Origin of the sequence: Limosilactobacillus sp., assembly GCF_022651205.1 — a bacterium.
Lineage (GTDB): Bacteria > Bacillota > Bacilli > Lactobacillales > Lactobacillaceae > Limosilactobacillus.
Genome location: NZ_JALCQI010000010.1, coordinates 1 through 24,740, shown reverse-complemented (window position 1 = coordinate 24,740; position 24,740 = coordinate 1). Strand labels below are relative to the sequence as shown.

The window sequence follows — 24,740 nt, the reverse complement described above, 5'->3', positions numbered from 1 at the left end:
AAGGGCCATAAACGGACACATAGCCTTTTTTAGGCTTTTTAGCTGTAATTAGCCATTTTTGTCAAAATTAGGTTAAACTCGCGTAATTTGCTTAAAAGTCGCTTCCTGTCGAAATTTAAAATAAAAAAGGGTTATGACAAGTCCCTTATCATAATCCTCGTTTAGTTAAAATGTTCGAACTGGTGTAATCAAGTGAACAAAGTTTTCAGTATCCTCAGTCGGAACCAATGTAAATGGCCGTAACGGTGAAGTGAACGAAATCTTAACCGTTGATTGACCGAACGAACGTAATGCATCCTTCATGTAATTAGGGTTAAAGGAAATTTCTAGATCATTACCCTCAACGGCTGTTGTGACAACATCTTCTTCTACCATCCCAATATCCGGAGAATCTCCACTAATCCGAACAAGATTTTCTTCTGGCTTGATCGTTAACTTAACAACATCATTTCGACTTTCGTGTGAAAGCAATGATGCCCGATCGATTGAAGATAAGAAAGTTCCTGCATCTAACTCAACCGTCGTATCCGCGCTATCTGGGATCAGTTGACTTGTTTCTGGGTAATTTCCTTCTAACAGTCGGGAATAAAAGTGAGTATTACCGAAAACGAAAAGTACTTGGTTATCCGTAACCTGCATCTTCACGTCATCATCAACGTCAGTGATCATTCCTGAAAGTTCGTCCATACTCTTTCCTGGGATAATGACATCATAGTTAACGTCACCAACGCCATCTAACGTCACTTTCCGTTGTGCAAGACGGTGACTATCAGTGGCAACTGCCGTAAGCAATCCATCGTGCAACATAACGTGGATCCCCGCCAGAATTGGCCGACTTTCTTGTTTAGAAACAGCGATTACGGTTTGTCGAATGACTTCTCTTAGCATGTCATTAGCAAGGACAACTGTATTATTAGCTTCAACTTCTGGTAAGTGAGGGAAGTTTTCAGCATCCTGTCCATTGATTTGGAACTTTGCATTTCCAGAAGTAATGTCTGCTTGGAATCCACTAGTAATTTCAATAGTTACATGTTTGTCTGGCAGCTTTTTAACAATTTCACTGAAGAATCGTGCAGGTAGCACAATAGCACCCGGTTCTTCAATTTCTAGTTCATAGTCTTCATTGCTGGTTGCCATAACACTTTCAATAGTGATATCTGAATTACTTCCAGTTAAAGTAATATTGTCACTAGCAACAACCATCTTTAATCCCGTTAAAATTGGAATAGTTGTTTTAGATGAAATGGCACGAAGAACATTATTAAGTTGGCTAATGAATGCAGAACGATTAATAGTGAATTTCATTATCAATACCCCTTTGTTTGGTAGTTCATATATATTTATATTTATATTAATACTTTAAATAATAGTCGAAGTAGTAGGTACTGTTAATACTGTGGATAACTATGTTCGACTTACTTAAATCAGCAAATCCGGCTGTGGATAACCTGTGGATAAGATTGCGGATAACTTTAAACTTTTCCACAACTATGCCTTCAATTTTGCTTTTAGTGTATTAAGTTGTTCTTGAAGATTTTTATCAGTTTGAAGTTCTTCTTCAATCTTATCAATCGCATGGAGAACAGTTGTGTGATCTTTTCCGCCAAATTCTTTGCCAATTTTAGGTAGAGAGAAGTCGGTTAGTTCTCGAGAAAGGTACATTGCAATTTGTCGCGGAACAACAATCTGCTTAACCCGTTTTTTGCCGATAATGTCGCTTTGGGTAATGTTGTAAAAGTCAGCAACATTCTTTTGAATTGTAGCGATTGTGATTGTTGTTTTGGTATTCCTCTGTAAACCACGGAGCGCTTGTGAAGCAAGGTGCGGCGTAATTGGTTCCTTACTTAGGTTAGAAAATGCCTGAACCTTGGTTAATGCCCCTTCAAGTTCACGAATATTAGTATCGATTTGTCCAGCAATATAGTTCAAAGTATCATTACCGATATTAATATGGTCTTCCTCAACCTTACTCCGGAGAATAGCGATTCGAGTTTCTAAATCAGGTGGAGTAATTTCAACGGTTAAACCCCAACGGAATCGAGAAACAAGACGATCCTGGAGTTCTGGGATTTCATTTGGAATTCGATCAGAGGTCATGACAATTTGTTTCTTATTGTCATGGAGGGCATTAAAGGTATTAAAAAATTCGAGCTGTGTTCCCTCTTTATTTGCTAAAAATTGAATATCATCAATTAATAGAAGGTCTAAATTACGGTACTCTTCACGGAAACTTTCGGTTGAATTATTTTGAATAGAATGAATAAAGTCATTGGTAAATTCTTCACTGGTAACATACTTCACCTTGGCTGCTGGATTAAGTTGCAGCATGTGGTTACCAATTGATTCCATTAAGTGGGTTTTTCCGAGACCAACTCCACCATAAATAAATAACGGATTATAGAGCCCACCCGGACTTTCTGCAACAGCGAAAGCCGCGGCATGGGCCATTTTATTGCCTTCACCAACAACAAAAGTTTTGAAGTTGTAGTGTGGATTAAGTGGTGTATCCATTTCAAAATTATTGCTGTCTGCTGGCTGATCATTTTGATAAGGATCAAATTCTCCCTCAAGAACGAAGTGAGGTTCGATATCTTGGTTAATAACTGCTTTGGCGTATTGTTTTAATTCGCCCTTTAAGTTCTTTTCCCAAAAGTCACGATGAACCCTTGTTGGTACTTCAATTTCTAGTTGGTTTTGAGAGAGAGAGAGTGGTTTTGCCGGAGCAATTAATGTGTCAAAGGTAACTTGGCTTTTACTTTGACGAAATGAATTTTGGATCGCTTCCCATAGAGAATCGAGCTCAGTCAAAATAGTTCCCCCCTAGATTATTAAATTACAAACGACATTTTATCATTATGAAAAAAAGTTTTCCACAGGGAAGTGGATAATCTAAAAAAATTTACACAACACTGTGTGTAAATTGGGAAATGGAGTGTGGAATTAGGGGAAAATAATGAAAGAAGGAAGTTTTTCACATTTCCTGTGGATAACTAATCGTTGAAATGAAAGGGATCTTGAGAGTTATAAACAGTTTTTAACAGGGCTGTGGATAACTTTATTAACAAGATGTGAATTGGTGAAAAATGCTGTGAATTAACAGTTAACAACTTATCCACAGGAATGAATAATACACAACGCTGTGGATTATTTTTACCTTTCTGTGGATAATCAAAAAATCTCAAAAAAATTTCAAGTTTAATATTTGCGAAAAGTATGTTATACTTCCAGGGTATGTTTGAAGAGATCGTCTTTTTAGACTATAAAAACCAAACCATTCAGAATGAATAGGAGGTGCATCGTATGAAGCGCACGTTTCAACCAAAGAAGCGTCACCGTGCACGTGTCCATGGCTTCCGTAAGCGTATGAGCACCAGTAACGGCCGTAAGGTATTAGCACGTCGGCGTCAAAAGGGCAGAAAAGTATTATCTGCATAATTACGGCCACTTTTATAGTGGCTTTTTTTATTGCAAGGGCAGGGCAGTCAGCTTGACGAGCTATCGTTTCGTTGGAGCTGCAATGTCCGGCCCTTTTATATTTAATAAGGCTGGAGATCTACATTATTATGAGAAAATCATACCGGGTAAAAAAGGAAAGTGAGTTTCAACGCGTGTTTGAAACCCATAATTCCGTCGCCAACCATAAATTTGTCATCTACCAAATGGCAAAGCCAGGTCAAAAGCATTTTCGAGTTGGTATTTCTGTAGGGAAAAAGATCGGAAATGCCGTGCATCGGAACTGGGTAAAACGTCGTATTCGGCAGACACTACTTGAAGTAAAGCCTTATCTACGGCAGGACGTGGATTTCTTGGTAATTGCTCGTCCAGCTGCGGATGGCCTGGAGATGGCGGAAACAAAGAAGAATCTTGTGCATGTTCTTAAGCGAGCACATTTACTAGAAGAAAAAAGTGAGGATCGTTAATCAATGAAAAAGGCAAAGCGTGCCCTAAGTCTTGCTGCAATTGGAAGTCTGACGCTTTTCTTGGCAGCATGTTCAAATAAGCCAGTGACGAGTCATAGTACTGGCCTCTGGGATCACTATATCGTTTATAATTTCTCTCGGTTTATCATTTGGCTATCAAATAATTGTGGTGGTTATGGTATGGGAATCATTATCTTCACGATTATTATTCGGGTTCTCTTATTGCCATTGATGTTCTACCAAACGAAGTCAATGTTAAAGACTCAGGAATTAACGCCTAAGTTAAAGGCAATTCAAAAGAAGTATTCATCAAAAGATCGTGAATCCATGATGAAGATGCAAGCAGAGACTAGCAAGCTATACAAGGAAGCGGGGGTTAATCCTTGGGCTTCGATGTTGCCAATGATTATTCAGTTGCCAATCATGTGGGCTTTGTACCAAGCAATTTGGCGAACCCCACAATTGCGGCATGGGTCCTTCCTCTGGCTTCAATTGGGACACACGGATCCCTACTACATCTTGCCAATTTTAGCCGCCCTGTTTACCTTCTTAAGCTCATGGCTTTCAATGGCTTCGATGCCAGAAAAGAATGCAATGACTTCAGCAATGACATGGTTCATGCCGATCATGGTATTCTTCATGGCATTAGGTTTCTCATCAGCGATTACCTTATACTGGGTAGTTTCTAATGCTTTCCAAGTTGTCCAAACGCTCCTATTACAGAATCCATTTAAGATTCGTCGGGAACGTGAAGCAAAGGAAAAGCAAGAAAAGGCCAAGAAGCGGAAGTTAGAAAAAGCAAAACGTCGGGCATACAGTAGCCGGCGGAAGTAAAGAATTAAATAAAAGACGTTAATATTCTGAATGAACTTTCGGTTTATTAGCGTCTTTTGTTCTTCAAGGTGGATTTGGCGCAGCTTACCTATCTGTTGTAAAATAGAACGAGTATTTATTTTGGGAGATGAAAAATAGATGGGACGTTTTACAGGAGAAACTGTTGAACAAGCAGTTGCCTCTGCAAGCAAGAAACTCGGGGTAGCAACAGAAAAGTTAAATGTGAAGGTACTCCAACAGCCACGTCACGGTTTCTTGGGAATTGGTCGTCGAGAAGCAATTATTCAAGTTGAGGTTAAAAAGGATTCAAAATCAGCGCCAGTAAAAAAGGACGTTAAGAAAAATACCAATAAACCAAAACAAAAACGGTCACAGAACAAACGACAGGAAAATCACCAACAAAAACAAAATCAGCATCATGAACAAGATAAGGACACACAAGTTGATCCAGCCGAGATGAAACGACGCCATGAACAAAATGTTAAGCACGTCGAGAAGGTTAGCCACGAGCTGACGAAATATTTAAAGGACGTGTTTGCTGAATTAGGAATTCCGGTCGAACCAAGTGTTACTGAGGTCCGTTCTCATGAAGTAAAGATTGATCTCCAAAGTGAACAATCAGGACGGATTATTGGTCACCATGGACGACGAATTAACGCGATGGAGCAGTTAAGCAATGCCTTTATGAATTATCATGGTGCAGAAAAGACGATGGTAATTTTAGATACGGCGAATTATCGGCAACGACGTGAAGAATCATTACGGCAGTTAGCTGAACATTCCGTAATGGAGGTTGTTTCAACGGGTCAGGCTGTCTTTTTAGATCCAATGCCGGCGCGTGAACGAAAACTACTACACCAGGAACTCCAAGATAATGATCATGTGAAGACGTATTCTCATGGTCGTGAGCCTTACCGGAGCGTTGTTATTGCACCCAAGAATTAGTCAAGTCAATTAATGAGTGATGAACGCCAATCTATTGACTTTTTTGACTGATGAAATTAAAATAATTGCGGTTAATATAAATTAAGATACTTGTTAAAGTAGTGAAAGTGCTTTGACCATGTGATTACCAGGATAATTGGTGGATGACGTGGAGGGCGCTTTTTTTATTAGAAAGGAGTCTTCGTGGTGGCAAATACTGATAATGATACGATTGCGGCAATTTCGACCCCGGTTGGCGAGGGTGGAATTTCAATTATCCGAATTAGCGGGGATGATGCGATCCCAGTCGCACAAAAGATCTATCGGGGAAAGGATCTTGCTAAAGTGCACACTAACACCATTAACTATGGTCATATTATCGATCTAGATAACGGTGAAGAAGTTGATGAAGTAATGGTATCAGTAATGCGGGCACCACATACGTATACTTGTGAGAACGTGGTTGAGATTAATTGCCACGGTGGGTTGCTCGCAACTAACCGGATCCTTCAATTAGTACTAAGCTATGGTGCACGGATGGCAGAGCCTGGTGAATTTACAAAGCGGGCGTTCTTAAATGGGCGACTTGATTTATCCCAGTCAGAGGCTGTCATGGACTTAATTCGGGCAAAAACCGACAAGTCAATGAAAGTAGCGTTGAACCAGCTTGACGGGAATCTTTCTCACCTAATTAGGAAGTTACGAAAGGATATCCTAGATGTTTTAGCACAGGTTGAAGTTAATATCGACTATCCTGAGTATGATGCTGTTGAAGAAATGACAACGAAGATGCTGAAGGAAAAGGCTACTGAAATCCGTCAACGGATTGAAGCCCTATTAAAGACCGCAAAGCAGGGGAAAGTTCTCCGCGAGGGGTTGGCGACCGCGATTATTGGGCGGCCAAACGTTGGTAAGTCTAGTTTATTAAATTCGTTATTACATGAAGATAAGGCAATTGTTACTAACGTTGCCGGAACAACCCGTGATGTGATTGAAGAATACGTTAACGTTGATGGGGTGCCATTGAAGTTAATTGATACTGCAGGGATTCGTGATACTAAGGATCAGGTTGAAAAGATTGGTGTTGAACGTAGTCGGAAGGCGTTGGATGCTGCGGACCTTATTCTGTTGCTAATTGATAATTCAGAAGCCCTAACTGCCGAGGATCGCGAACTTTTAGATGCCACTAAGGATAAGCAACGGATTGTAATTCTGAACAAGACCGACTTACCAAATAATGTTGACCGGAACGAGCTGAAGAAGCTAGTTGGTAGTGATAAGTTGATCGAGACTTCAATCGTCAAGAATGAAGGGATGAATCAGCTTGGTGAAACTATCAGTAAGATGTTCTTTGAAGAGGGAATTGAAAATAACCAGAATAGTGTAATGGTAACGAATGCTCGTCATATCGGGCTGTTACACCAGGCTGATGATGCCCTTGGTGATGTGCTTAAGGGGATTGCTGAGGGAATGCCGGTTGACTTAGTTCAGATTGATATGACTAGGTGCTGGGACCTTCTTGGTGAGATTACTGGTGACAGTTATCAGGATGAGTTGCTTGATCAGCTCTTTAGCCAGTTCTGTTTAGGAAAGTAGGAGGAAGAAAATGCAGACAAGTGAAGCAATACAATACGATAGCGACAACTATGATGTAATAGTTGTTGGTGCCGGTCATGCAGGGAGCGAGGCTGCCCTAGCTGCTGCAAGAATGGGGAATAAGACTCTTTTGGTAACGATTAACCTTGATATGGTGGCTTTTATGCCATGTAACCCATCTGTTGGGGGACCAGCTAAAGGAATCGTTGTCCGGGAAATTGATGCCCTTGGTGGTGAAATGGGACATAACATTGATAAGACGTATGTCCAAATGCGGATGCTCAATACCGGTAAGGGCCCTGCTGTCCGGGCGCTTCGGGCTCAAGCTGATAAACATGCCTACCACCGTTCAATGAAGGAAACGATTGAAAGACAACCTAATTTAGATCTTCGTCAAGCCACTGTTGATCAGTTGATCGTTGAAGATGGTGTTTGCAAGGGAGTTATCACAAATACGGGTGCCCGTTACCGCGCTAAGGCGGTTGTCTTGACCGTTGGAACGGCAGCACGGGGAAAGATTATTATTGGGGAACTCCAATATGAATCAGGTCCGAATAACTCTAAGTCAGCTGTTAAGCTTTCTGAGAACCTTGAGTCACTTGGCTTTGATCTTGAACGGTTTAAGACAGGAACACCACCACGGATTAATGGTAATACGATCCACTACAATGAAACTGAAGAACAACCAGGAGACAAGCAGGTTCACCACTTTAGCTTTGATACGCCTGATGATCACTACCTATCATTAAGTGAACAAATTTCTTGTTGGTTAACCTACACTAATCCGGGTACCCATAAGATAATTCGTGATAATCTTGACCGGGCACCGATGTTCTCTGGAGTAATTAAGGGTGTTGGTCCGCGTTACTGCCCTTCAATTGAAGATAAGATTGTTCGCTTTGCGGATAAGAGTCGTCACCAAATCTTCCTTGAACCAGAAGGACGTGACACGGATGAATGGTATGTTGATGGACTATCAACTTCGATGCCAGAAGAGATCCAGCAGAAGATCTTACATTCCGTTAAGGGGTTAGAAGATGCTCAATTAATGCGCCCGGGATACGCAATTGAATACGATGTTGTGGCACCATACCAGCTTCACCCAACCTTGGAGACTAAGTTAGTTAAGAACCTTTATACTGCTGGTCAGACTAACGGAACATCTGGTTACGAAGAGGCTGCTGGTCAAGGACTAATCGCCGGGATTAATGCTGGATTACGGGCACTTGGTAAGAAACCATTTGTCCTTAAACGATCAGATGCTTATATTGGGGTCATGATTGATGACTTAGTAACCAAGGGAACTAAGGAACCATACCGGCTACTAACTAGTCGGGCCGAATACCGCCTAATCCTTCGCCATGACAATGCAGATTTCCGTTTGATGGGGAAGGGTCATGAAATTGGCTTAGTGAGTGATGAACGTTATGCAAAGATGAAGAAGAAAGAGGAGCAGGTTCAAAAAGAGATTGCTCGCTTGAAGAGTGAAAAGCTTAAGCCAAATAATGACGAAGTGAACGAATTCATCGAAGCACATGGTGATAACAGGTTGAAGGATGCGATTACGGCAGCTGACTTTATTAAGCGGCCATACGTAGACTACGAGACCTTAATGAAGTTTATTCCTGAACCAGCCGAAAAACTTGATCGTCACGTAATCGAACAAGTAGAAATCCAACTGAAGTATGCTGGCTACATTAAGAAGGAAGAAGAAAAGGTTGCGCGGTTAAAGCGGATGGAAGCTAAGCGAATTCCTGCTAATATTGATTATGAAAAGATCGATGGGTTAGCAACTGAAGGTCGGCAAAAGCTGGAGAAGATCCGTCCAGAAACACTTGCCCAAGCATCTCGGATTAGCGGGGTTAACCCAGCTGACTTGGCAATTCTTAGTGTTTATATTCGGAAATAGGATTATTTCCCGGGAAATTAAAAGTAAAGTGAGACGTAGTGCAAAGTTAAATTTGACTTACGCCTCACTTTATTTCATTTACAAATATTCAGAGAATCGCTATACTGAAGATTGATTTAAAAAGCAAACGAGGCAAGTAGAGATGAGTGAAATGGTTAAAAAACCCCGAGAAGATTTTCAACCAATCCTTTTGGGAACTGACTTTAATTGTTACGGAATGGCACGGTCATTCTACCAACAATATGGTATTAAGAGTATTGCCTATGGAGTAATGCACATGGCACCAACTCGCTATACTAAGTTGGTAGATGTTCATGTTGTTGAAGGCTTTAGTGAAGACCCGATCTTTATTGAAACGATGCGAAAGATTGCGGCAAACCTTGATCCAAAGAAGAAGTATTTACTTCTTTCGTGTGGGGATGGGTATACCGAATTGATTGCTAACCACTTGGATGAACTGAAAGAGCACTTCATTTGTCCATACGTTGATGCCGACCTATTTAATAAATTAGGGACGAAGGAAACGTTCTATGAAGCAGCGGAAAAGTATGGATTACCTTATCCAAAGACAAAGATCATCACTAAGGAAGAAGTTGAATCGGGAGAACCAATTCAACTACCATTTGATTTCCCAGTTGCGTTAAAGCCATCTGATAGTGTTGAGTGGCTGGATGTCCAATTTGAAGGACGGAAAAAAGCGTATGTCTTAGATAAACGTGAACAGTTTGATGAATTAATGCCAAAAATCTACCAAGCTGGCTACACCGGGAAAATGATTGCCCAAGACTTTATTCCAGGTGATGACTCTAACATGCGGACCGTTAACGCCTACGTTGACTCTGACCATAACGTTCGGATGATCAGTCTTGCCCATCCGTTATTGGAAGATCCTTCTCCAGTTGCGGTTGGTAACTACATGGTGATTTTGCCGGAAAAGGATATGACAATTTACAAGACGATCCAAAAGTTCTTGGAAGAGGTAAAATACGTTGGCTTTGCGGACTTTGACATGAAGTACGACCGGCGGGACAAGCAATTCAAGATTTTCGAAATTAACCTTCGCCAAGGACGGAGTAGCTATTACTGTACTTTAAACGGCTATAACTTAGCTAAGTACGTGGTTGATGACGTGATTGATCATAAGCCATTTACCGGAACTGACTATGCTGAAGGAAATAAGTTATGGTTAAATGCACCGAAGAAAGTGTTCTATCGGTACGCTAAAGAAAACCAATACAAAGAGAAGGCAAAGAAGTTGCTCGAAGCAGGGCAATGGGGAACGACTGCTTTTGATAAGAATGATAGTTTGAAGCAACGACTATTAATGCATTATTCATTCTGGTTGATTAACAAGAATTACCAAAAGTACTTTGTTCAACGTTAAGTAAAGGAGCATTAGATATGTGCGGAATTGTTGCATTTGTTGATAATGAAGATCCTAAAATTAAAGATAGTTTAATCCGGAAAATGAAAAACCGGATTATTCACCGGGGACCAGATTCGGAAGGACAATATGTAGATGAAAATGTTGCCCTTGGTTTCCGTCGACTGAGTTTTATTGACGTTAAGAGTGGTAACCAGCCAATTTTTAACGAAGATAACAGCATGGCAATTGAATTTAACGGTGAAATTTATAACTTTAAGGAATTACGGGAAGAATTAATTGATTTGGGGCATACCTTTAAGACCCATGCCGATACGGAAGTAATTCTCCACGGTTATGAACAATGGGGTGACGATGTCCTAAAGAGACTCCGGGGGATGTTTGCCTTTGTAATCTGGGACTTCAAAAATAAAGATATGTTTGGAGCACGGGATCACTTTGGGATCAAGCCGCTTTACTATGGCAAGATGAACGGGACATTCTTTGTTGGTTCTGAAATTAAGGCTTTTATTGACCACCCGCATTTCGATAAGGAATTAAATAAGAACGCCCTAAAGCCATACATGACTTTCCAGTATTCAGCAACTCAAGAAACCTTCTTTAAAGGGATCTACAAGTTGCCAGAGGGTCACTGCTTCCACTATAAAGATGGTCAATTCAACATGAAGGAATACTGGGATGCTGACTTTGATCCTCAAGATGAAGGGTTTGATAAGGCCGTTGATAATATTGAGGATATCGTGACCGACTCAGTTAAAGCCCACTCATTTGCTGATAAGGGAATTAAAGTTGGTTCCTTCCTTTCCGCAGGGGTTGATTCTAGTTACGTTACTGCCATGATGCGGCCAGATAATACGTTCTCAATTGGCTTTGACAGTACTTACGATGAAACTAAGCAGGCCCGCGAATTAGCCGCTAAGCTTGATCTCAAGAACACTGATGCCAAGTTAACTAATGAGGAAGCCTTCCATACTTTCCCATTGATTCAATACTACTTGGATGAACCTGATTCAAATCCATCAGTTATTCCATTATACTTCTTGACCCGGCTAGCAAAGGAAAACGGCTATAAGGCCATGCTTTCTGGTGAAGGGGCCGATGAATTATTTGCTGGTTACATTGATTATGGGTTCAACTCTAATTCAATGTTGATTCGCTGGTTCACTGATAAGCTCCGTGAATTGCCACAAGCAAAGCGATACAAGATTGCTAAATGGCTGGATGGCAAGCACTTCCACGGACAATTACATATGTTCCGGGCATTGGCACCAGTTCGTGAATCTAAGTTTATCGGTCAAGCCTACATCTTCTCACCTGATGAAGCGGCAGATATTTTGCAAGACGATTATAACTGTGGACCAACAATTGACGATATTATTGATCCAATCCTGAAGAATGTTGAAGATAAAGATATTGATGAAGTTGCAAAGAAGCAGTACCTCGATATCCACAAGTTTATGCCTGGTGACATTTGCTTAAAGGCGGATAAGATGAGTATGGCAAACTCACTAGAATTGCGGGTACCACTATTGGACCGTGAAGTAATGCGAGTTGCTGGTCATACACCAACTAAGTACCTCTTCAACCGTCATGGAACTAAGTGGGCTTTCCGGATGGCTGCTAACCGTCACCTTCCTGAAGAATGGGCAACGCGGCCAAAGATGGGCTTCCCTGTTCCAGTTCGGGCATGGTTACGGGAAAAGAAGTACTATGAAGAAGTACGGGAACTCTTTGAGCAAGACTTTGTTAAGGAATTCTTTGACCAAGATAAGATTTTGAAGTTGTTAGACGATAACTTCAATGACAAGATCGATGGTCGGCGGAAGATTTGGACAATTTATACCTTCTTGGTATGGTACAAGCAATACTTTATTGATGACTTTATTCCAGAAGAAGTAAAGAAGCTTGACGAGGTGGCTGAATAAATGCTCACGCTAAAGGAAATTACTGATTTACTAAAGGAAAATGGCCTCTACAAAGAAACAATTGTAGGTGGTAATTGGTACTACACCGTTCCGGAAAAAGAAGCGGCTGCTGAGATTAATGATTTATCTTACGACTCACGGAAGATCAGTGCAGGAACACTATTTTTCTGCAAAGGATTGAAATTCAATCCTGAATATTTAGTAAGTGCAATTAAGAAGGGGGCAACGGCTTCTATTGCTGAGCTTGTTTATACTGACAAACTCGATCAGCCAGCCCAGTCAACACCGCAAATCATTGTTACTGACGTTCAAAAGGCAATGGCCGTTATTGCCCGCCATTTCTATGGTTGTCCAGATGAAAAACTGGAATTAATTGGCTTTACGGGAACCAAGGGGAAGACAACCTCGGTTTACTTTACTCGTCATATTTTGGCGCATGAATTTGGACCAATTATTGGTCAATTCTCGTCAATTAATGAATGTGTTGATGGTAAAAACTTTATTGAAGCTCACCTGACCACACCAGAATCGTTGGACCTCTTCCGGATGATGCGGGAAGCCGTTGACAATGGGATGAAGTACTTAGTAATGGAAGTATCAAGTCAGGCATACAAGAAGTCTCGGGTCTATGGTCTCCACTTCAACATTGGCGTCTTCCTAAATATTTCACCTGACCACATCAGTCCTGTTGAACACCCGACATTTGATGATTACCTTTGGTGTAAGAGCCAGATCATCGTGAATAGCGATACTGTGATCCTAAATCGGGATATGAACTACTATGAATTGCTATCTCAAAAGGCGCAGGAGCTAGGGAAGAAATTAATCACCTTTGGTAGTGATGAAAGCGATGCGGACTACCGCTATCATGGTAAGGACCATGGTTACTTTGATGTTTCAACACACAATGTCAATTTACCAGCCGTTAAGGGTGAATTCCGTGTAATGATTCCGGGACACTTTAATTACAGTAACGCTTTGGCAGCAATTACGGTTAGCGCCCAGTTGAAGGACGATACCAGCGATTTTGCTCAGGGATTGAAGGAAACAAAGGTCCCTGGTCGAATGGAAATTTTGAAGAATCATGCGGGATTGGTAGCCTGCGTAGATTATGCTCATAATTACCTGAGTTTATCCGAAAGCTTTAAGTTTATGAAGCATGAATACCCGAATGGCAAGTTAATCGTGGTTATTGGTGCTGCTGGTGGTAAAGCAGAGTCACGGCGGAAGGATGTTGGCCGTGCCCTTTCCGAATATGCAGATGTTGCAATTTTAACCAGTGAGGATAACTTCTTTGAAGATCCTCATCATATTGATGAAGCGATTAAGGAACACATTACAAACCCGAACGTTAAGGTAATTATCAATGTTGATCGGGTAGCAGCGATTAAGCAAGCATTTGAAATGGCTAAACCAGGGGATGCAATGTTTATGGCTGCCAAGGGACGCGAACAGTTCATGCACGAAAAGGGCCAAGATATTCCTTACGTGGGTGATTACCAGTTGTCCCAAAAGTTAATGAAAGAGTATGATAAATAACAGGTGAGGAAAGCTACGCCATTTATCAATTTTATGGTAAACTTTTCTTAGCTTTATAATGATTATTGAAATCGAGGGATACAGGTAATGAAAACATTTCGTCAAACGATGAGTTGGATAATCCCAATCGTAATTGGATTATTAATCGCTTTATTGATTAAGCAATTCCTATTCCAAATTGTGCGGGTTGATGGTCCATCAATGCAGCCAAACTTACAAAATAATGAACGGGTCTTTTGCTTAAAGACAGCCAAGATTCATCGTGGGAGCGTTATTGTTTTCGATGCTAACGGAGTGGATCCTCAGGTTGCGACGAAGACCGATTACGTTAAGCGGGTTATCGGTGTCCCGGGAGACACTGTCCGGTCCCAAAATGGTAACATTTACGTTAATGGACGGAAGGTTAACCAGGATTACATTAACAAGACTCAACGAACTTCTGGAACCGGTAACTGGACGCTGAAGAGCGTTTCCGTTCAAAATAACTGGTTGCGAAACAGTGGTGCAACGAAGGTACCGCAGGGCGAATACTTTGTCCTTGGGGATCACCGGAGCGTTTCTAATGATGGACGTTACTGGGGCTTTGTACCAAAGAGTAAGATTGATGGGGTTGTAAAGGTTCCTTCATGGACCGGAACAGCTACGACCCGTTACAACGTCAATAAAGAATGGAAACATTATTGGGCTAACTAAGGATTGATCCTATGATGGTCAAATAACGAAATTATCAAAATTTATAAACTGTTCTAAAGATTCTGGCAAATAACTAGTATTTTTAGAACAGTTTTTTTATTCTATTTGAGAAGGATCGAGGATTGTTAATCCGATTTAGATAGGAGAATAATAATGCGTTCAAAGAAACTATCAACAATTTTATTGGCCACAACATTAACAATGGCATTAGTAGCGACACCTGTCTCACAGGTTGTTGTTCATGCTGATCAGCAAACGACAACAAGCTCGAATTCAGCGTCAGCAACCCAGACACACACGATTAATAAGTCGTACGTTGTCTATGGCGCAGGGGCCGCAGATAAGAGTGAATTAAGTAATATTCTTGGTGTTAGCGATGATTTCACTACATTGACGGCAACGGCTAGCGACTATCAAAAATACATTAATCCGAATGACTCAACAACAAATGCAGCGATGGTTAGTTCAGTGTCAATTGTGCCGACTGATCCGGGTTCTGGAGTAAAGGTAAATGTTAAGAAGTTTAACGGGCAAAGTAATATCACCAAGGTAACTGCTCAACAGTATGCGATGGTTGCGCAAATGGCGGGGGTAACGGACGTTACAATTACTGTTTCTGCCAACCGACCAGTGTCTGGTGAATCGGCCCTGACCGGGGTTTACAAGGCACTGAATGAAGATGGGATTAACCTTAATAGCCAAAATACGCAGTCTGCTAACCAGATGCTTGGTGCGACGAATAAGGCAATTGATGCCAATAAGGATGACAGTAGCTACCCAGGCAAGTTAATGGCAGCAGTTGGTGATACGACTAAGCAGATTAATAAGCAAAAGCGGCAAGGAGATCAACCAACTCAAGTTCAAATTGAGGCAACATTAAATCAGAACTTAAAGAAGCAAAATATTTACAATGAAACAAAGAATTACACGACCACGATTGTAAATGCCTTAGTTCAATTTAATAATGCACCAATTAGTTCAAGCAAGGACTACAGCTCTCACGTGAGCGACACAATCAATAATGTTAAGAACTCAACCGGAGACATGATGAATAAGGCTAAGCAGTTTTTGAATTCAAAAGATGGTCAAGCAGCTCAGCAGCAGGCTCATTCTTGGTGGGATCGGTTTGTGAACTGGATCCAAGGTTTCTTTAATTAAAGGATTGACGAACCTAAAAAGCTTTTGTATATTAATAAACGATAATTAGAAACACAGTGATGAGGAAAGTAGCCTTTGAACTAGTTAAGATAGCGAACCCGAGTGAGTGAAAGCGGGTTAACTAGACCTGGGCGAAAGTAACCGCTGAGTGGTTAGGGCGACCAAGGAAGTTCTAACCGGGAGCGCCCGTTATAGCGTCATCGTATCTAAAGATGATTTATGTACGTGTAGAGGCACCATTAGTGATAATGGTGTGAATAAAAGGTGGTAACACGCTTCGGCGCCCTTTAAGCAGTCTGCTTAAAGGGCGTTTTTTAGTAAAACAATTGTTAAGAGAAATATACTTGGGGGAATTGGAATGACAGAAACAAGGGTTACAGGACGACAGACATTAGTAATTGCCTCTTTAATTTTTGGGGTATTATTTGGGGCCGGGAACTTAATCTTTCCGGTATATCTAGGACAGCTAGCAGGCGCCCATTGGTTAAGTGCGAGTACTGGATTTCTAATTTCCGGTGTTCTTTTACCGCTAATGGCATTATTAGCAATCAGTATTACGCGCTCTAACGGGATTTACGATTTAGCACGGCCGAATGGTCACTACTATGCGTTAACTTTTTTAATCTTGGTTCAAGCAACACTGGGGCCACTATTTGCGATGCCCCGAACGGCAACTGTTCCGTATACGATTGGGTTTGCGCCGCATATTTCTGCGAGTGGAAATGTTATTGGGTTATTAATTTATACCGGGATCTTTTTTGCGATCGTTTTTGGCCTGACCGTTACCGAAGCTAAAATTACAGACTTGATCGGAAAAATTCTTAATCCTGTTTTCCTGGTTTTACTGTTTGTTATCTTTTTTCTTGCCTTTCTCCGGCCAATGGGAAGTACCCAGACGACTTCAGTTACAGCGGACTACACGACTCATGCATTTGCGAGTGGCTTCCTTCAGGGATATAACACAATGGATATTTTGGGATGTCTTGCCTTTGGGGTCGCCGTAATTAGTGCGATCAAGGAGCTGGGGATTAAGGAAACGAGGACGATTTCATGGACCACGGCCAAGAGTGGGACGATCGGGATCATGGGAATTGCCGTTATTTATATATGCCTAATCTGGCTTGGTGCGACGAGCCTTCATGAATTTAAGATTGCGGATAATGGAGGAATAACTCTTGCCCATGTTGCCTACTATTACATGGGAATTGCGGGGAATGCGTTATTGGCAACCTTAACCTCCATTACCTGTTTAACAACGGCAATGGGACTCGCAGTAGCCTTTTCAGAGGACCTTCATAAGTTATTTCCTCGGGTTCCTTATAAAGCCTTTCTTTTGTTCAACTGCCTTTTCTCATTCCTAGTGGCCAATTTAGGGTTAGATAAGATCATTACTTGGTCGACACCGATGTTAATGTTTCTTTACCCGTTAGCGATAACCCTGACGCTTTTGGGAATCACATCGCCATTATTTAAGACCGACCCGGTTGTTTATCGAATTACGACGGGATTGACACTGATCCCGGCAGTCTTTGATTTGGTCAACAACTTGCCATTAGTTCTGCGACAGACAGTGGTTGCACAGGGGATGATTAGCTTTGCTCAACAACACTTTCCGCTTTTTTCACTGGGCTTCTCGTGGATTCCGTTTGCCGTTGCTGGATTTGTCATTGGGATTGGAATTTGCCTGGTTCGGAATCAACGGGAGAAAAAGAAAAGCTAAAATGAATGAAATTTTGGCTATTCTTAGTTATACTAAATTCAATTAAGAATAGAAGGAGTAGATCAGAATGGAAATCACAATTAATGGTGAAGCTCGGCAATTAGTTGGTAATCCGCCAGAAGTTGGCGATGAGTTTCCGCACTTTAAGGTTTTTGATAAGAATAATGATAAGATCAAAACCCGCCAATTACTCGGGAAAGTGACGTTATTAAGTGTTGTTCCTAACATCAATACTCCAGTATGTAGTATTCAGACGAAGAGGTTTAACTCAACGATGGATCAATTCCCGGACGTTAACTTTCTAACGATTTCAACCAATACCATTGAAGAGCAACAAAAGTGGTGTGCGGCTGAGGGTGTGCAAAATATGCAGCTGGTATCTGACAGGGAGGAATCCTTTGGTTACGAATCTAAGTTGCTGATTCCGGATGAGGGAGTCCTGGCTCGGTCAGTTTGGATCCTGGATAAGGAAGGGAAAGTCGCATATCGGCAAATTGTAAAAGAATTGACTAATGAACCCGACTACGATCAGGCATTAGCTGCATTGAAAAAGTTATTGTAAAAAAGTGAGGACCCCTAATAGAAGTCAGTTGAGACTTTTACCAGGGGTCCTTTAACTGTCTTATATGACCTTGATAATAATGCCAACAATTGTAAAAAGGATTTCACTGATTAGGATTAATTGAAGGCTAATCAGAATGTTAAAAAATGTTGTCATTTTATCGGGATGCTGGACAAAAACTTTAATTCGTCGGTAAACGATGGGGATGGTAACAAGGCTTAGCAGGGTCAACACAGGTAAGTAGTGAAGGACAACTGCAGCGATAATCATAATGTAACTTAGAACGTAGCAGTCGATTAAAACCTTCATAGCTGCGGAACGACCGATGTAGTAGACAAGGGTGTGTTTGCCGATTTGAATATCTTCGTCCCGGTCACAAATATTATTTCCAAGCATGACGTTACTAATTACAAGGATTGCCGGCAGAGCAACGATGAGACCCTTCACCCAGAAGAAGGGGTCAAATTGAGGACTGTTATAAATATTAATGTAGATGGCGAGTAGGGTAATGTTATAGCCCATTGTAATTCCAGAAGCAGGTTCACCTAAAGGGGTCTTAAGAATCGGGTGAGGACCACCAGAGTAGGCGTATCCAATCAAGAAACTTAAGAGACCGATCAAAAGTAGCGGCCAGCCAGTCTTAAATGTCAGATAGATCCCAATTGCTGCCGAAAGGAGAACGAGACTGCCGATGATTAATCGGGCCCAAGGAAGGCTGATTTTAAATTTGGCAATAATGTTGTTCTCTGAAACCGATCCGCTATCATTAAACCGCTTATAGTCGGTATATTGATTGTGACCGTTAACGGCAAGATGGAAACAGATAACCGCAATAAAGAGGAGAGCGGCATCGCCAATATTGAAGTGATCATAATAAAAATAGGTGAAGGCACAACCTAATAAGTAAGGTAGCGCCGAAATGACAGTTGTTTGTGCTTGAACAAGAGCTTTGAATTGCTGTCGGTGGGTTGGAATATCCATGAATTTATCTTCTCCCTTTCTGATATTAATCAATGCCTATTTTAGCTTATTCCACCCCACAGTTGATAAAATAATGCATAAAAACACCTCCAAATTAGTAATTAACTAATCTGGAGGCGTTTTTATCCTTTAAGTGGATTGTTAGTCATCAGCTTCAACGCTAATAACTTTCTTATTTTGTGCATTAACCTTAACTTCAGTTGACTTGTGGCCGTTGACAACTTCAACGTCCCATACTGGGGTGCCATTGTCGTTTTCAAGGGTCCAAGATTGCCCCTGTCCCTTTTTAGCGGCCTTTTCAGCGATCTTGTTGGCTTGCTTCCGACTAATGGCTTTATCTAAGTCAAGGTTTGTTTTTTGCTCGCCATTATCTAGTGCTTCTGACTTAGTATTGGTAACTTTACCGGACTTTGCGTCAATATCGGCTGAGTATTCCTTTTGGTTGTCAGCACCAGAGATTTCGTAAACAAACTTATTGCCCTTAGTTTCTAATTGAATTTCATCAACCTTAACGTTCTTGAATTGCTTGTGGAATTTCTTTACAGCGGCCTTTTCGTTAAGTTTAATTTTACTGGTTGAAACGGTAGCGGCAGAGACAGTTGGACTTGTAGCCAGAGCGACGCCACCTAAGGAACTAGTGGTTAAGACAGTAACTGCTAATAAATGAGTGAGTTGCTTCTTGAGTGATTGTTTTTTCATAATAACCTCCTAGTGATTGTTTTTTATGTTGACTTAATTATACATTTAATAGTGATCGTTTTTGTGTAATAATTCTTATTTATTTCTTAAGCTGATTGAGAAACGGGTAAATTCATAAATAAATGCAAAATATGCTTGTAATTTGAGGAAAGACTTGATATTATTATTTGTGCTGTGTTATAGTATGACCCGTTAGTCAAGTGGTTAAGACACCAGCCTTTCACGCTGGTATCGTGGGTTCAAATCCCGCACGGGTCACTTTATTGGGCTATAGCCAAGCGGTAAGGCAACGGTTTTTGGTACCGTCATGCGCTGGTTCGAATCCAGCTAGCCCAATTAATATAGCAATGAAAAAGGATTGCGATTTTCTCGCAATCCTTTTTTTGTAAATTCAAATGTTTCATATGAAACACACGTTAAAAGTGACCCTTAACATCTTTATCAGAAAAGCTTTTGGGATCAGGAATAAAGGAAATATCAGTATCGACAATTCCAAATTTCTTTCTGAGTGCCCGTTCGATCTTCTCTGAAAGTTGGTAACTCTCAAGAATCGTCATTTTAGCATCGACCAATACGGTAGCATCCAGTGAAACAACATTCCCGTTATAGTGAGCTTTTAGTTCGGCAACATTTTTGACTTTTTTTACGCCTAAAATTGCATCACGGTACTCTTTCTCAGCTTTGGGATCAAAGTAATCAACTAAATTCAAACTAGTTTGGAAGAAGATCTTCAGTCCAGAATAAAGGATGAAGAAACCAACGATAATACTGGTGACTCCATCAAGCCAGGCAAGATCAAATAGGAGAGCACCGGAAATAGCAATCATGGTTCCAATACTGGTAAAGGCATCAGCAAGGCTATCCTGTGCAGATGCCAAGAGGGCGGCATTTTGCAATCGTTGTCCTGCTCGCCGGTTCATGTACCAAACGACAATCATGATTACCGATGCAATTCCAGCACCGATAATGGCAACTGGTTGGGGGACAACCCGACTTGCGGGATTAAGTAGGGCCTTAATTCCATCGATCACAACGTCAAAGGCGATTACGAGCATGATGACTGCCGTTACTAATGAAAAGACCGTTTCATAACGCCACCGAATGAATTGCATTCGCTGGTCACCACCAAGGATATTTTCGTTTTCTTCCGGCATTTCAACACCGGCAATGTCATCATCATCAATATCTTGGGCAATGTGCAGACCCATCATCAAGAGAAAAGTTGAGATGATTCCAGAGAGGTTATTGAAGGCGTCGGCCCGCAAAGTTTGTGATTTACTAACTTCGGCTAACCAGTATTCAATAATAGAAATTGAAACATAAGCGACCAGGTTAAAAATTAAATGGCGCTGTGATGCCCGAATTTTGGCTAACTCATTTGCCTGGTTATGTTCCCAAAGGTTCATTTCACGATTAATATGTTTTTTTAATTTACTCAATTCGTGATACTCCCTAAAATTACAGTTTAGCTACTATCATAACGCTAATTTAGGTTAATGGAGAATAAAGAGACGAAATGATAAGTATTCGCCTATTATTTCGTCTCTTATCGTATATTTAATCGTTAATGGCCTTAGCTAATCGGTTTAAGCCATCCTTAATTTGAGCAAGCGGATAGGCGATATTGATCCGGATAAAGTGGTTACCGTTCCCATGGTAATAGGTTCCCGGATTAATAATCAGCCCCGTCTTTTCCCGAATTTGTTGTGCGAGAGCTGCACTATCATCAGTAACTTCACCAACGTCAATCCAGACCAGGTAAGTTGCAGTTCCTGGTACAACATGGAGTTGCGGAAGCTGATCACTGATAAACTTTTCGAGGTATTCCCGATTACCCAATAAGTAATTCTTGAGCTGGTGGAGCCAATCAGCACCCTTAGTGTAAGCAGCAATGGTTCCTGGGATTGCGAGTAAGTTTGGTTCAGCAACCTCGTACTTATTGATTGCTCGGGTAAAGCGTTCCCGTAGGATTGGATTAGCGACGATCCCAGTAGCGGCATGAAGAGCAGCAACATTAAAAGTCTTACTTGTTGAAACAAGAGTTACAAGGTTTTGCCGACAATCTTCTGGTAGGGAGAAGGTTGGGGTATAGTCGTGACCTTTAAGAACCAGATCGCCATGAATTTCATCGCTAATCACAATGATTCCGTGCTTCTGGGCTAATTTAATGATCTTAATTAGTTCATCACGGGTCCAAACGTAGCCGGTTGGGTTGTGGGGGTTGCACAAGATCATCAAGGTCGTTAGTGGATCACTCATTTTCTCTTCAAGATCATTCCAGTCAACAGAATAGGTATAAGTGGAGCGATCGTAAATCATTTGGCTAGCTAGGGCGTGGCGACCACTATTTAAGATTGAGTTGTAGAAGGTATTATAGATTGGTTCCATTAAAAGAACGTTATCGCCTTCGTGACTGAGGTGGTTGACGCTAGCGGTAATTGAAGGGATAACACCAGTTGAAAATTGCATCCAGGAAGTTTCCGCCTTGGCATTATGTTCAGTTTGATACCAATGAGCAACCGCATCAAAATATTCTTGACTTGGATATTCGTAACCAAAAGTACCAGAATTAATTTTATCCTTCATTGCCTGCATGATTTCAGGTGCCGTTTTGAAGTCCATATCAGCGGTAGTCATCGGTAATTCGTTAGGCTTAACATCCCACTTCTCCGAATTAGTGTGACGCCGATCGAGAATAGTATCAAAATCGTATTTCATGTTGTAACCATCCTTTTCTTATTAAACGATGTGCTGTTTACCTTTGATTGTACATCTTTAGGATTATTTTTAATAAAGAGGAAACGAAAATAGAGCTTCGGTAAAGGGGAATATTAACATGCAAGAAATCAAGGACGGATATTATGATGGTGAACGGCCACTTTACGGCATTCATGACGCAAAACTAATTAACACAACGTTTGGTAAGGGAGAGTCGCCGTTAAAGGAAACCGCAAATTTGGATCTTAACGGGGTGCTCTTTACTTGGAAATATCCGCTCTGGTATTCAGAACACATTAAAGTCACGGATACTATCTTTGAAGAGATGTCACGTTCTGGCATTTGGTACACCAATGATATTGAGATTACTAACAGCACTATCCAGGCACCAAAGGAATTCCGGCGGTGTGATGGGATTACGCTTGATGATGTTCATTTTTCTGATGCTGCTGAAACAATGTGGAACTGTAAGAACATTAAGATGCATGATGTCTATGCTAATGGCGACTATTTAGGGATGAATAGTGAAAATATCTATGTCGATCACCTGGATCTTGTTGGTAATTACCTCTTTGATGGCGCTAAAAACGTTGAGGTTCATAACTCGCGGCTGGTTTCAAAGGACGCTTTCTGGAACTGTGAAAATGTCACGATCTATGATTCGAAAATCAGTGGTGAGTACCTTGCTTGGAATACTAAAAATATTACCTTTGTTAATTGTACAATCGAAAGTGATCAGGGCCTGTGTTATGTCGACCATTTAACAATGAAAAATTGCCGGACGTTGCGGACTGATCTAGCATTCGAATTATGTAGTAACGTCGATGCTGAAATTAAGGGATCAATTATGAGTATTAAGAATCCGATCAGTGGACAAATTAAGGTTGATCACGTCGATGAGATCATTATGGATGATCCAAAGATTGATCAAAGTAAGATTAAAATTATTCAAAAGGATATAAAGTAGACAAGAATAATTATTGAAGATCGAAACAATTAAAGGTAATATTGTTAATATAATAAAATTCTAATGTTATTTTAATATTTGAAGGGAGTCCTCTTAATGTCACGAAAAGTTGCTGTTATTGGAATGGGGCATGTTGGCTCAACGGTTGCGCACTACATTGTTGCAAATGGCTTTGCGGATGATTTGGTATTAATTGATTCAAACGAAGACAAAGTTAATGCTGATGCCCTTGATTTTAAGGACGCAATGCCAAACTTACCATTTCACACGAATATTGTGGTAAATGATTATTCGGCATTAAAGGACACCGATGTAATTGTTTCCGCAGTGGGGAACATTAAGCTCCAGGATCAGCCCCAAGCGGACAGGTTCGTTGAATTACCATTCACTTGGAAGGCGGTTAATGACGTTGCCCCTAAGATTAAGGAAAGTGGCTTCTCCGGGAAGATCGTAGTCATTTCAAATCCAGTGGATGTGATTACATCCCTGTACCAGAAATTGACTGGATTGCCAAAGGGCCAGGTAATTGGAACGGGAACGCTGCTTGATTCAGCACGAATGAAGCGGGTTGTCGCGGATGAATTTAACGTTGATCCACGTTCTGTTAGTGGTTATAACCTTGGTGAACACGGTAATTCTCAATTCACCGCTTGGTCAACGGTTCGGGTTCTTGACCAACCGATTACAAAGTTGGCCGCAGAACAAAATATCGATCTCCAAGAGCTTGATAAGGAATCAAAACTCGGTGGTTGGTACGTCTTTAAGGGAAAGAAGTACACGAGTTATGGAGTCGCAACAGCAGCGGTTCGCTTAGTTAACGTGATCTTAAGTGATGCGCAAACTGAACTCCCTGTATCTAATTTCCGAAAAGAATACGGGGTTTACCTTTCTTACCCAGCAATTGTTGGTCGTCAAGGGATCGTTAAGCAATGTCAATTAGACCTAACCGATGAAGAGCTTCAAAAACTCCAAAATTCCGCTAACTTTATAAAGCAGAAGTATGAGGAAAGCAAGGAAGCAGGGAAATAATTCTTAAAGTATGGTACGTCATAGGAGGCCAGGTACTCCTGTGGCGTATTTTTTGTAGTGCGCCCGGCATGGGTATTAGCTAGGCGGTGAAAGTCCGCTATGGGTCGTAGTAGTCGGAACCATGAGCTGAGGACAAGGGTGTCCATTGTGAGGTGGAATCTGAAGGAAGTCTAAGGCAAAGT

At 41.1% G+C, this 24,740-nt stretch carries 21 protein-coding genes and 2 tRNA genes; 17 read left to right on the top strand and 6 right to left on the bottom strand.

The window, feature by feature from the left end:
• Window positions 1-165: 165 nt before the first annotated feature.
• Both dnaN and dnaA read right to left on the bottom strand, forming a co-directional pair.
• Window positions 166-1,305: a DNA polymerase III subunit beta gene (gene dnaN, locus LKJ51_RS03610; protein WP_291978492.1), complete on the bottom strand. Its 1,140-nt coding sequence runs from the start codon at window positions 1,303-1,305 to the stop codon at window positions 166-168.
• Between the two features lie 183 nt (window positions 1,306-1,488).
• Entirely contained in the window at window positions 1,489-2,808 is a 1,320-nt protein-coding gene (gene dnaA / locus LKJ51_RS03605) for a chromosomal replication initiator protein DnaA (RefSeq protein ID WP_291978491.1), read from the bottom strand.
• Between the two features lie 492 nt (window positions 2,809-3,300).
• On the opposite strand from dnaA, the gene rpmH reads away from it, so the two are divergent.
• From rpmH to tpx, 13 genes are all read left to right on the top strand, one after another.
• Window positions 3,301-3,435: a 50S ribosomal protein L34 gene (gene rpmH / locus LKJ51_RS03600; RefSeq protein ID WP_003665227.1), complete on the top strand. Its 135-nt coding sequence runs from the start codon at window positions 3,301-3,303 to the stop codon at window positions 3,433-3,435.
• Window positions 3,436-3,563: 128 nt separating this feature from the next.
• On the top strand, window positions 3,564-3,920 hold the full coding sequence (gene rnpA / locus LKJ51_RS03595; RefSeq protein ID WP_191683583.1) for a ribonuclease P protein component: 357 nt from the start codon (window positions 3,564-3,566) through the stop codon (window positions 3,918-3,920).
• A gap of 3 nt (window positions 3,921-3,923) precedes the next feature.
• Entirely contained in the window at window positions 3,924-4,754 is an 831-nt protein-coding gene (locus LKJ51_RS03590) for a YidC/Oxa1 family membrane protein insertase (RefSeq protein ID WP_291978490.1), read from the top strand.
• Window positions 4,755-4,892: 138 nt separating this feature from the next.
• A complete protein-coding gene (gene jag, locus LKJ51_RS03585) occupies window positions 4,893-5,699 on the top strand; it encodes an RNA-binding cell elongation regulator Jag/EloR (RefSeq protein ID WP_291978489.1) in 807 nt (268 codons plus the stop codon).
• A 186-nt stretch (window positions 5,700-5,885) separates the two neighbouring features.
• Window positions 5,886-7,274 (top strand): tRNA uridine-5-carboxymethylaminomethyl(34) synthesis GTPase MnmE, encoded by a 1,389-nt coding sequence (mnmE, locus tag LKJ51_RS03580; RefSeq protein ID WP_291978488.1) that lies wholly within the window; start codon window positions 5,886-5,888, stop codon window positions 7,272-7,274.
• A 10-nt stretch (window positions 7,275-7,284) separates the two neighbouring features.
• Window positions 7,285-9,183: a tRNA uridine-5-carboxymethylaminomethyl(34) synthesis enzyme MnmG gene (gene mnmG, locus LKJ51_RS03575; RefSeq protein WP_291978487.1), complete on the top strand. Its 1,899-nt coding sequence runs from the start codon at window positions 7,285-7,287 to the stop codon at window positions 9,181-9,183.
• Window positions 9,184-9,325: 142 nt separating this feature from the next.
• Window positions 9,326-10,567: a carboxylate--amine ligase gene (locus tag LKJ51_RS03570; RefSeq protein ID WP_291978485.1), complete on the top strand. Its 1,242-nt coding sequence runs from the start codon at window positions 9,326-9,328 to the stop codon at window positions 10,565-10,567.
• A 17-nt stretch (window positions 10,568-10,584) separates the two neighbouring features.
• On the top strand, window positions 10,585-12,492 hold the full coding sequence (asnB, locus tag LKJ51_RS03565) for an asparagine synthase (glutamine-hydrolyzing) (RefSeq protein WP_291978484.1): 1,908 nt from the start codon (window positions 10,585-10,587) through the stop codon (window positions 12,490-12,492).
• Complete coding sequence (gene murE, locus LKJ51_RS03560; RefSeq protein WP_291978483.1) at window positions 12,493-14,031, top strand: UDP-N-acetylmuramyl-tripeptide synthetase; 1,539 nt, start codon at window positions 12,493-12,495, stop codon at window positions 14,029-14,031. It begins immediately after the preceding gene.
• Window positions 14,032-14,118: 87 nt separating this feature from the next.
• Window positions 14,119-14,724 carry a signal peptidase I gene (gene lepB / locus LKJ51_RS03555; RefSeq protein WP_291978482.1) on the top strand — a complete coding sequence of 202 codons (606 nt, stop codon included), beginning with the start codon at window positions 14,119-14,121 and terminating at the stop codon, window positions 14,722-14,724.
• A 153-nt stretch (window positions 14,725-14,877) separates the two neighbouring features.
• Window positions 14,878-15,882, top strand: coding sequence for a DUF1002 domain-containing protein (locus LKJ51_RS03550; protein ID WP_291978481.1), 1,005 nt, complete (start codon window positions 14,878-14,880; stop codon window positions 15,880-15,882).
• A gap of 358 nt (window positions 15,883-16,240) precedes the next feature.
• Entirely contained in the window at window positions 16,241-17,602 is a 1,362-nt protein-coding gene (gene brnQ / locus LKJ51_RS03545) for a branched-chain amino acid transport system II carrier protein (protein ID WP_291978480.1), read from the top strand.
• A 67-nt stretch (window positions 17,603-17,669) separates the two neighbouring features.
• A complete protein-coding gene (gene tpx / locus LKJ51_RS03540; protein WP_291978479.1) occupies window positions 17,670-18,164 on the top strand; it encodes a thiol peroxidase in 495 nt (164 codons plus the stop codon).
• A 60-nt stretch (window positions 18,165-18,224) separates the two neighbouring features.
• On the opposite strand, the gene LKJ51_RS03535 is transcribed toward tpx, so the two are convergent.
• Window positions 18,225-19,145 carry a prenyltransferase gene (locus LKJ51_RS03535; protein WP_291978478.1) on the bottom strand — a complete coding sequence of 307 codons (921 nt, stop codon included), beginning with the start codon at window positions 19,143-19,145 and terminating at the stop codon, window positions 18,225-18,227.
• Between the two features lie 141 nt (window positions 19,146-19,286).
• A complete protein-coding gene (locus LKJ51_RS03530; protein WP_291978477.1) occupies window positions 19,287-19,844 on the bottom strand; it encodes a PepSY domain-containing protein in 558 nt (185 codons plus the stop codon).
• Window positions 19,845-20,030: 186 nt separating this feature from the next.
• Between LKJ51_RS03530 and LKJ51_RS03525 the strand changes: the two genes are divergently transcribed.
• Together LKJ51_RS03525 and LKJ51_RS03520 are read left to right on the top strand one after the other, a co-directional pair.
• Window positions 20,031-20,102: transfer RNA gene (locus LKJ51_RS03525), tRNA-Glu, on the top strand.
• Window positions 20,103-20,108: 6 nt separating this feature from the next.
• A tRNA-Gln gene (locus LKJ51_RS03520) sits at window positions 20,109-20,180 on the top strand.
• An 80-nt stretch (window positions 20,181-20,260) separates the two neighbouring features.
• Here LKJ51_RS03520 and LKJ51_RS03515 read toward each other — a convergent pair.
• Entirely contained in the window at window positions 20,261-21,283 is a 1,023-nt protein-coding gene (locus LKJ51_RS03515; protein ID WP_291980105.1) for a cation diffusion facilitator family transporter, read from the bottom strand.
• A 118-nt stretch (window positions 21,284-21,401) separates the two neighbouring features.
• Window positions 21,402-22,562, bottom strand: coding sequence for a MalY/PatB family protein (locus LKJ51_RS03510; protein WP_291980104.1), 1,161 nt, complete (start codon window positions 22,560-22,562; stop codon window positions 21,402-21,404).
• Between the two features lie 118 nt (window positions 22,563-22,680).
• On the opposite strand from LKJ51_RS03510, the gene LKJ51_RS03505 reads away from it, so the two are divergent.
• Window positions 22,681-23,529 (top strand): DUF3737 family protein, encoded by an 849-nt coding sequence (locus LKJ51_RS03505; RefSeq protein ID WP_291980103.1) that lies wholly within the window; start codon window positions 22,681-22,683, stop codon window positions 23,527-23,529.
• 96 nt (window positions 23,530-23,625) lie between these two features.
• Window positions 23,626-24,558 carry an L-lactate dehydrogenase gene (locus LKJ51_RS03500; protein ID WP_291980102.1) on the top strand — a complete coding sequence of 311 codons (933 nt, stop codon included), beginning with the start codon at window positions 23,626-23,628 and terminating at the stop codon, window positions 24,556-24,558.
• Window positions 24,559-24,740: the final 182 nt, after the last annotated feature.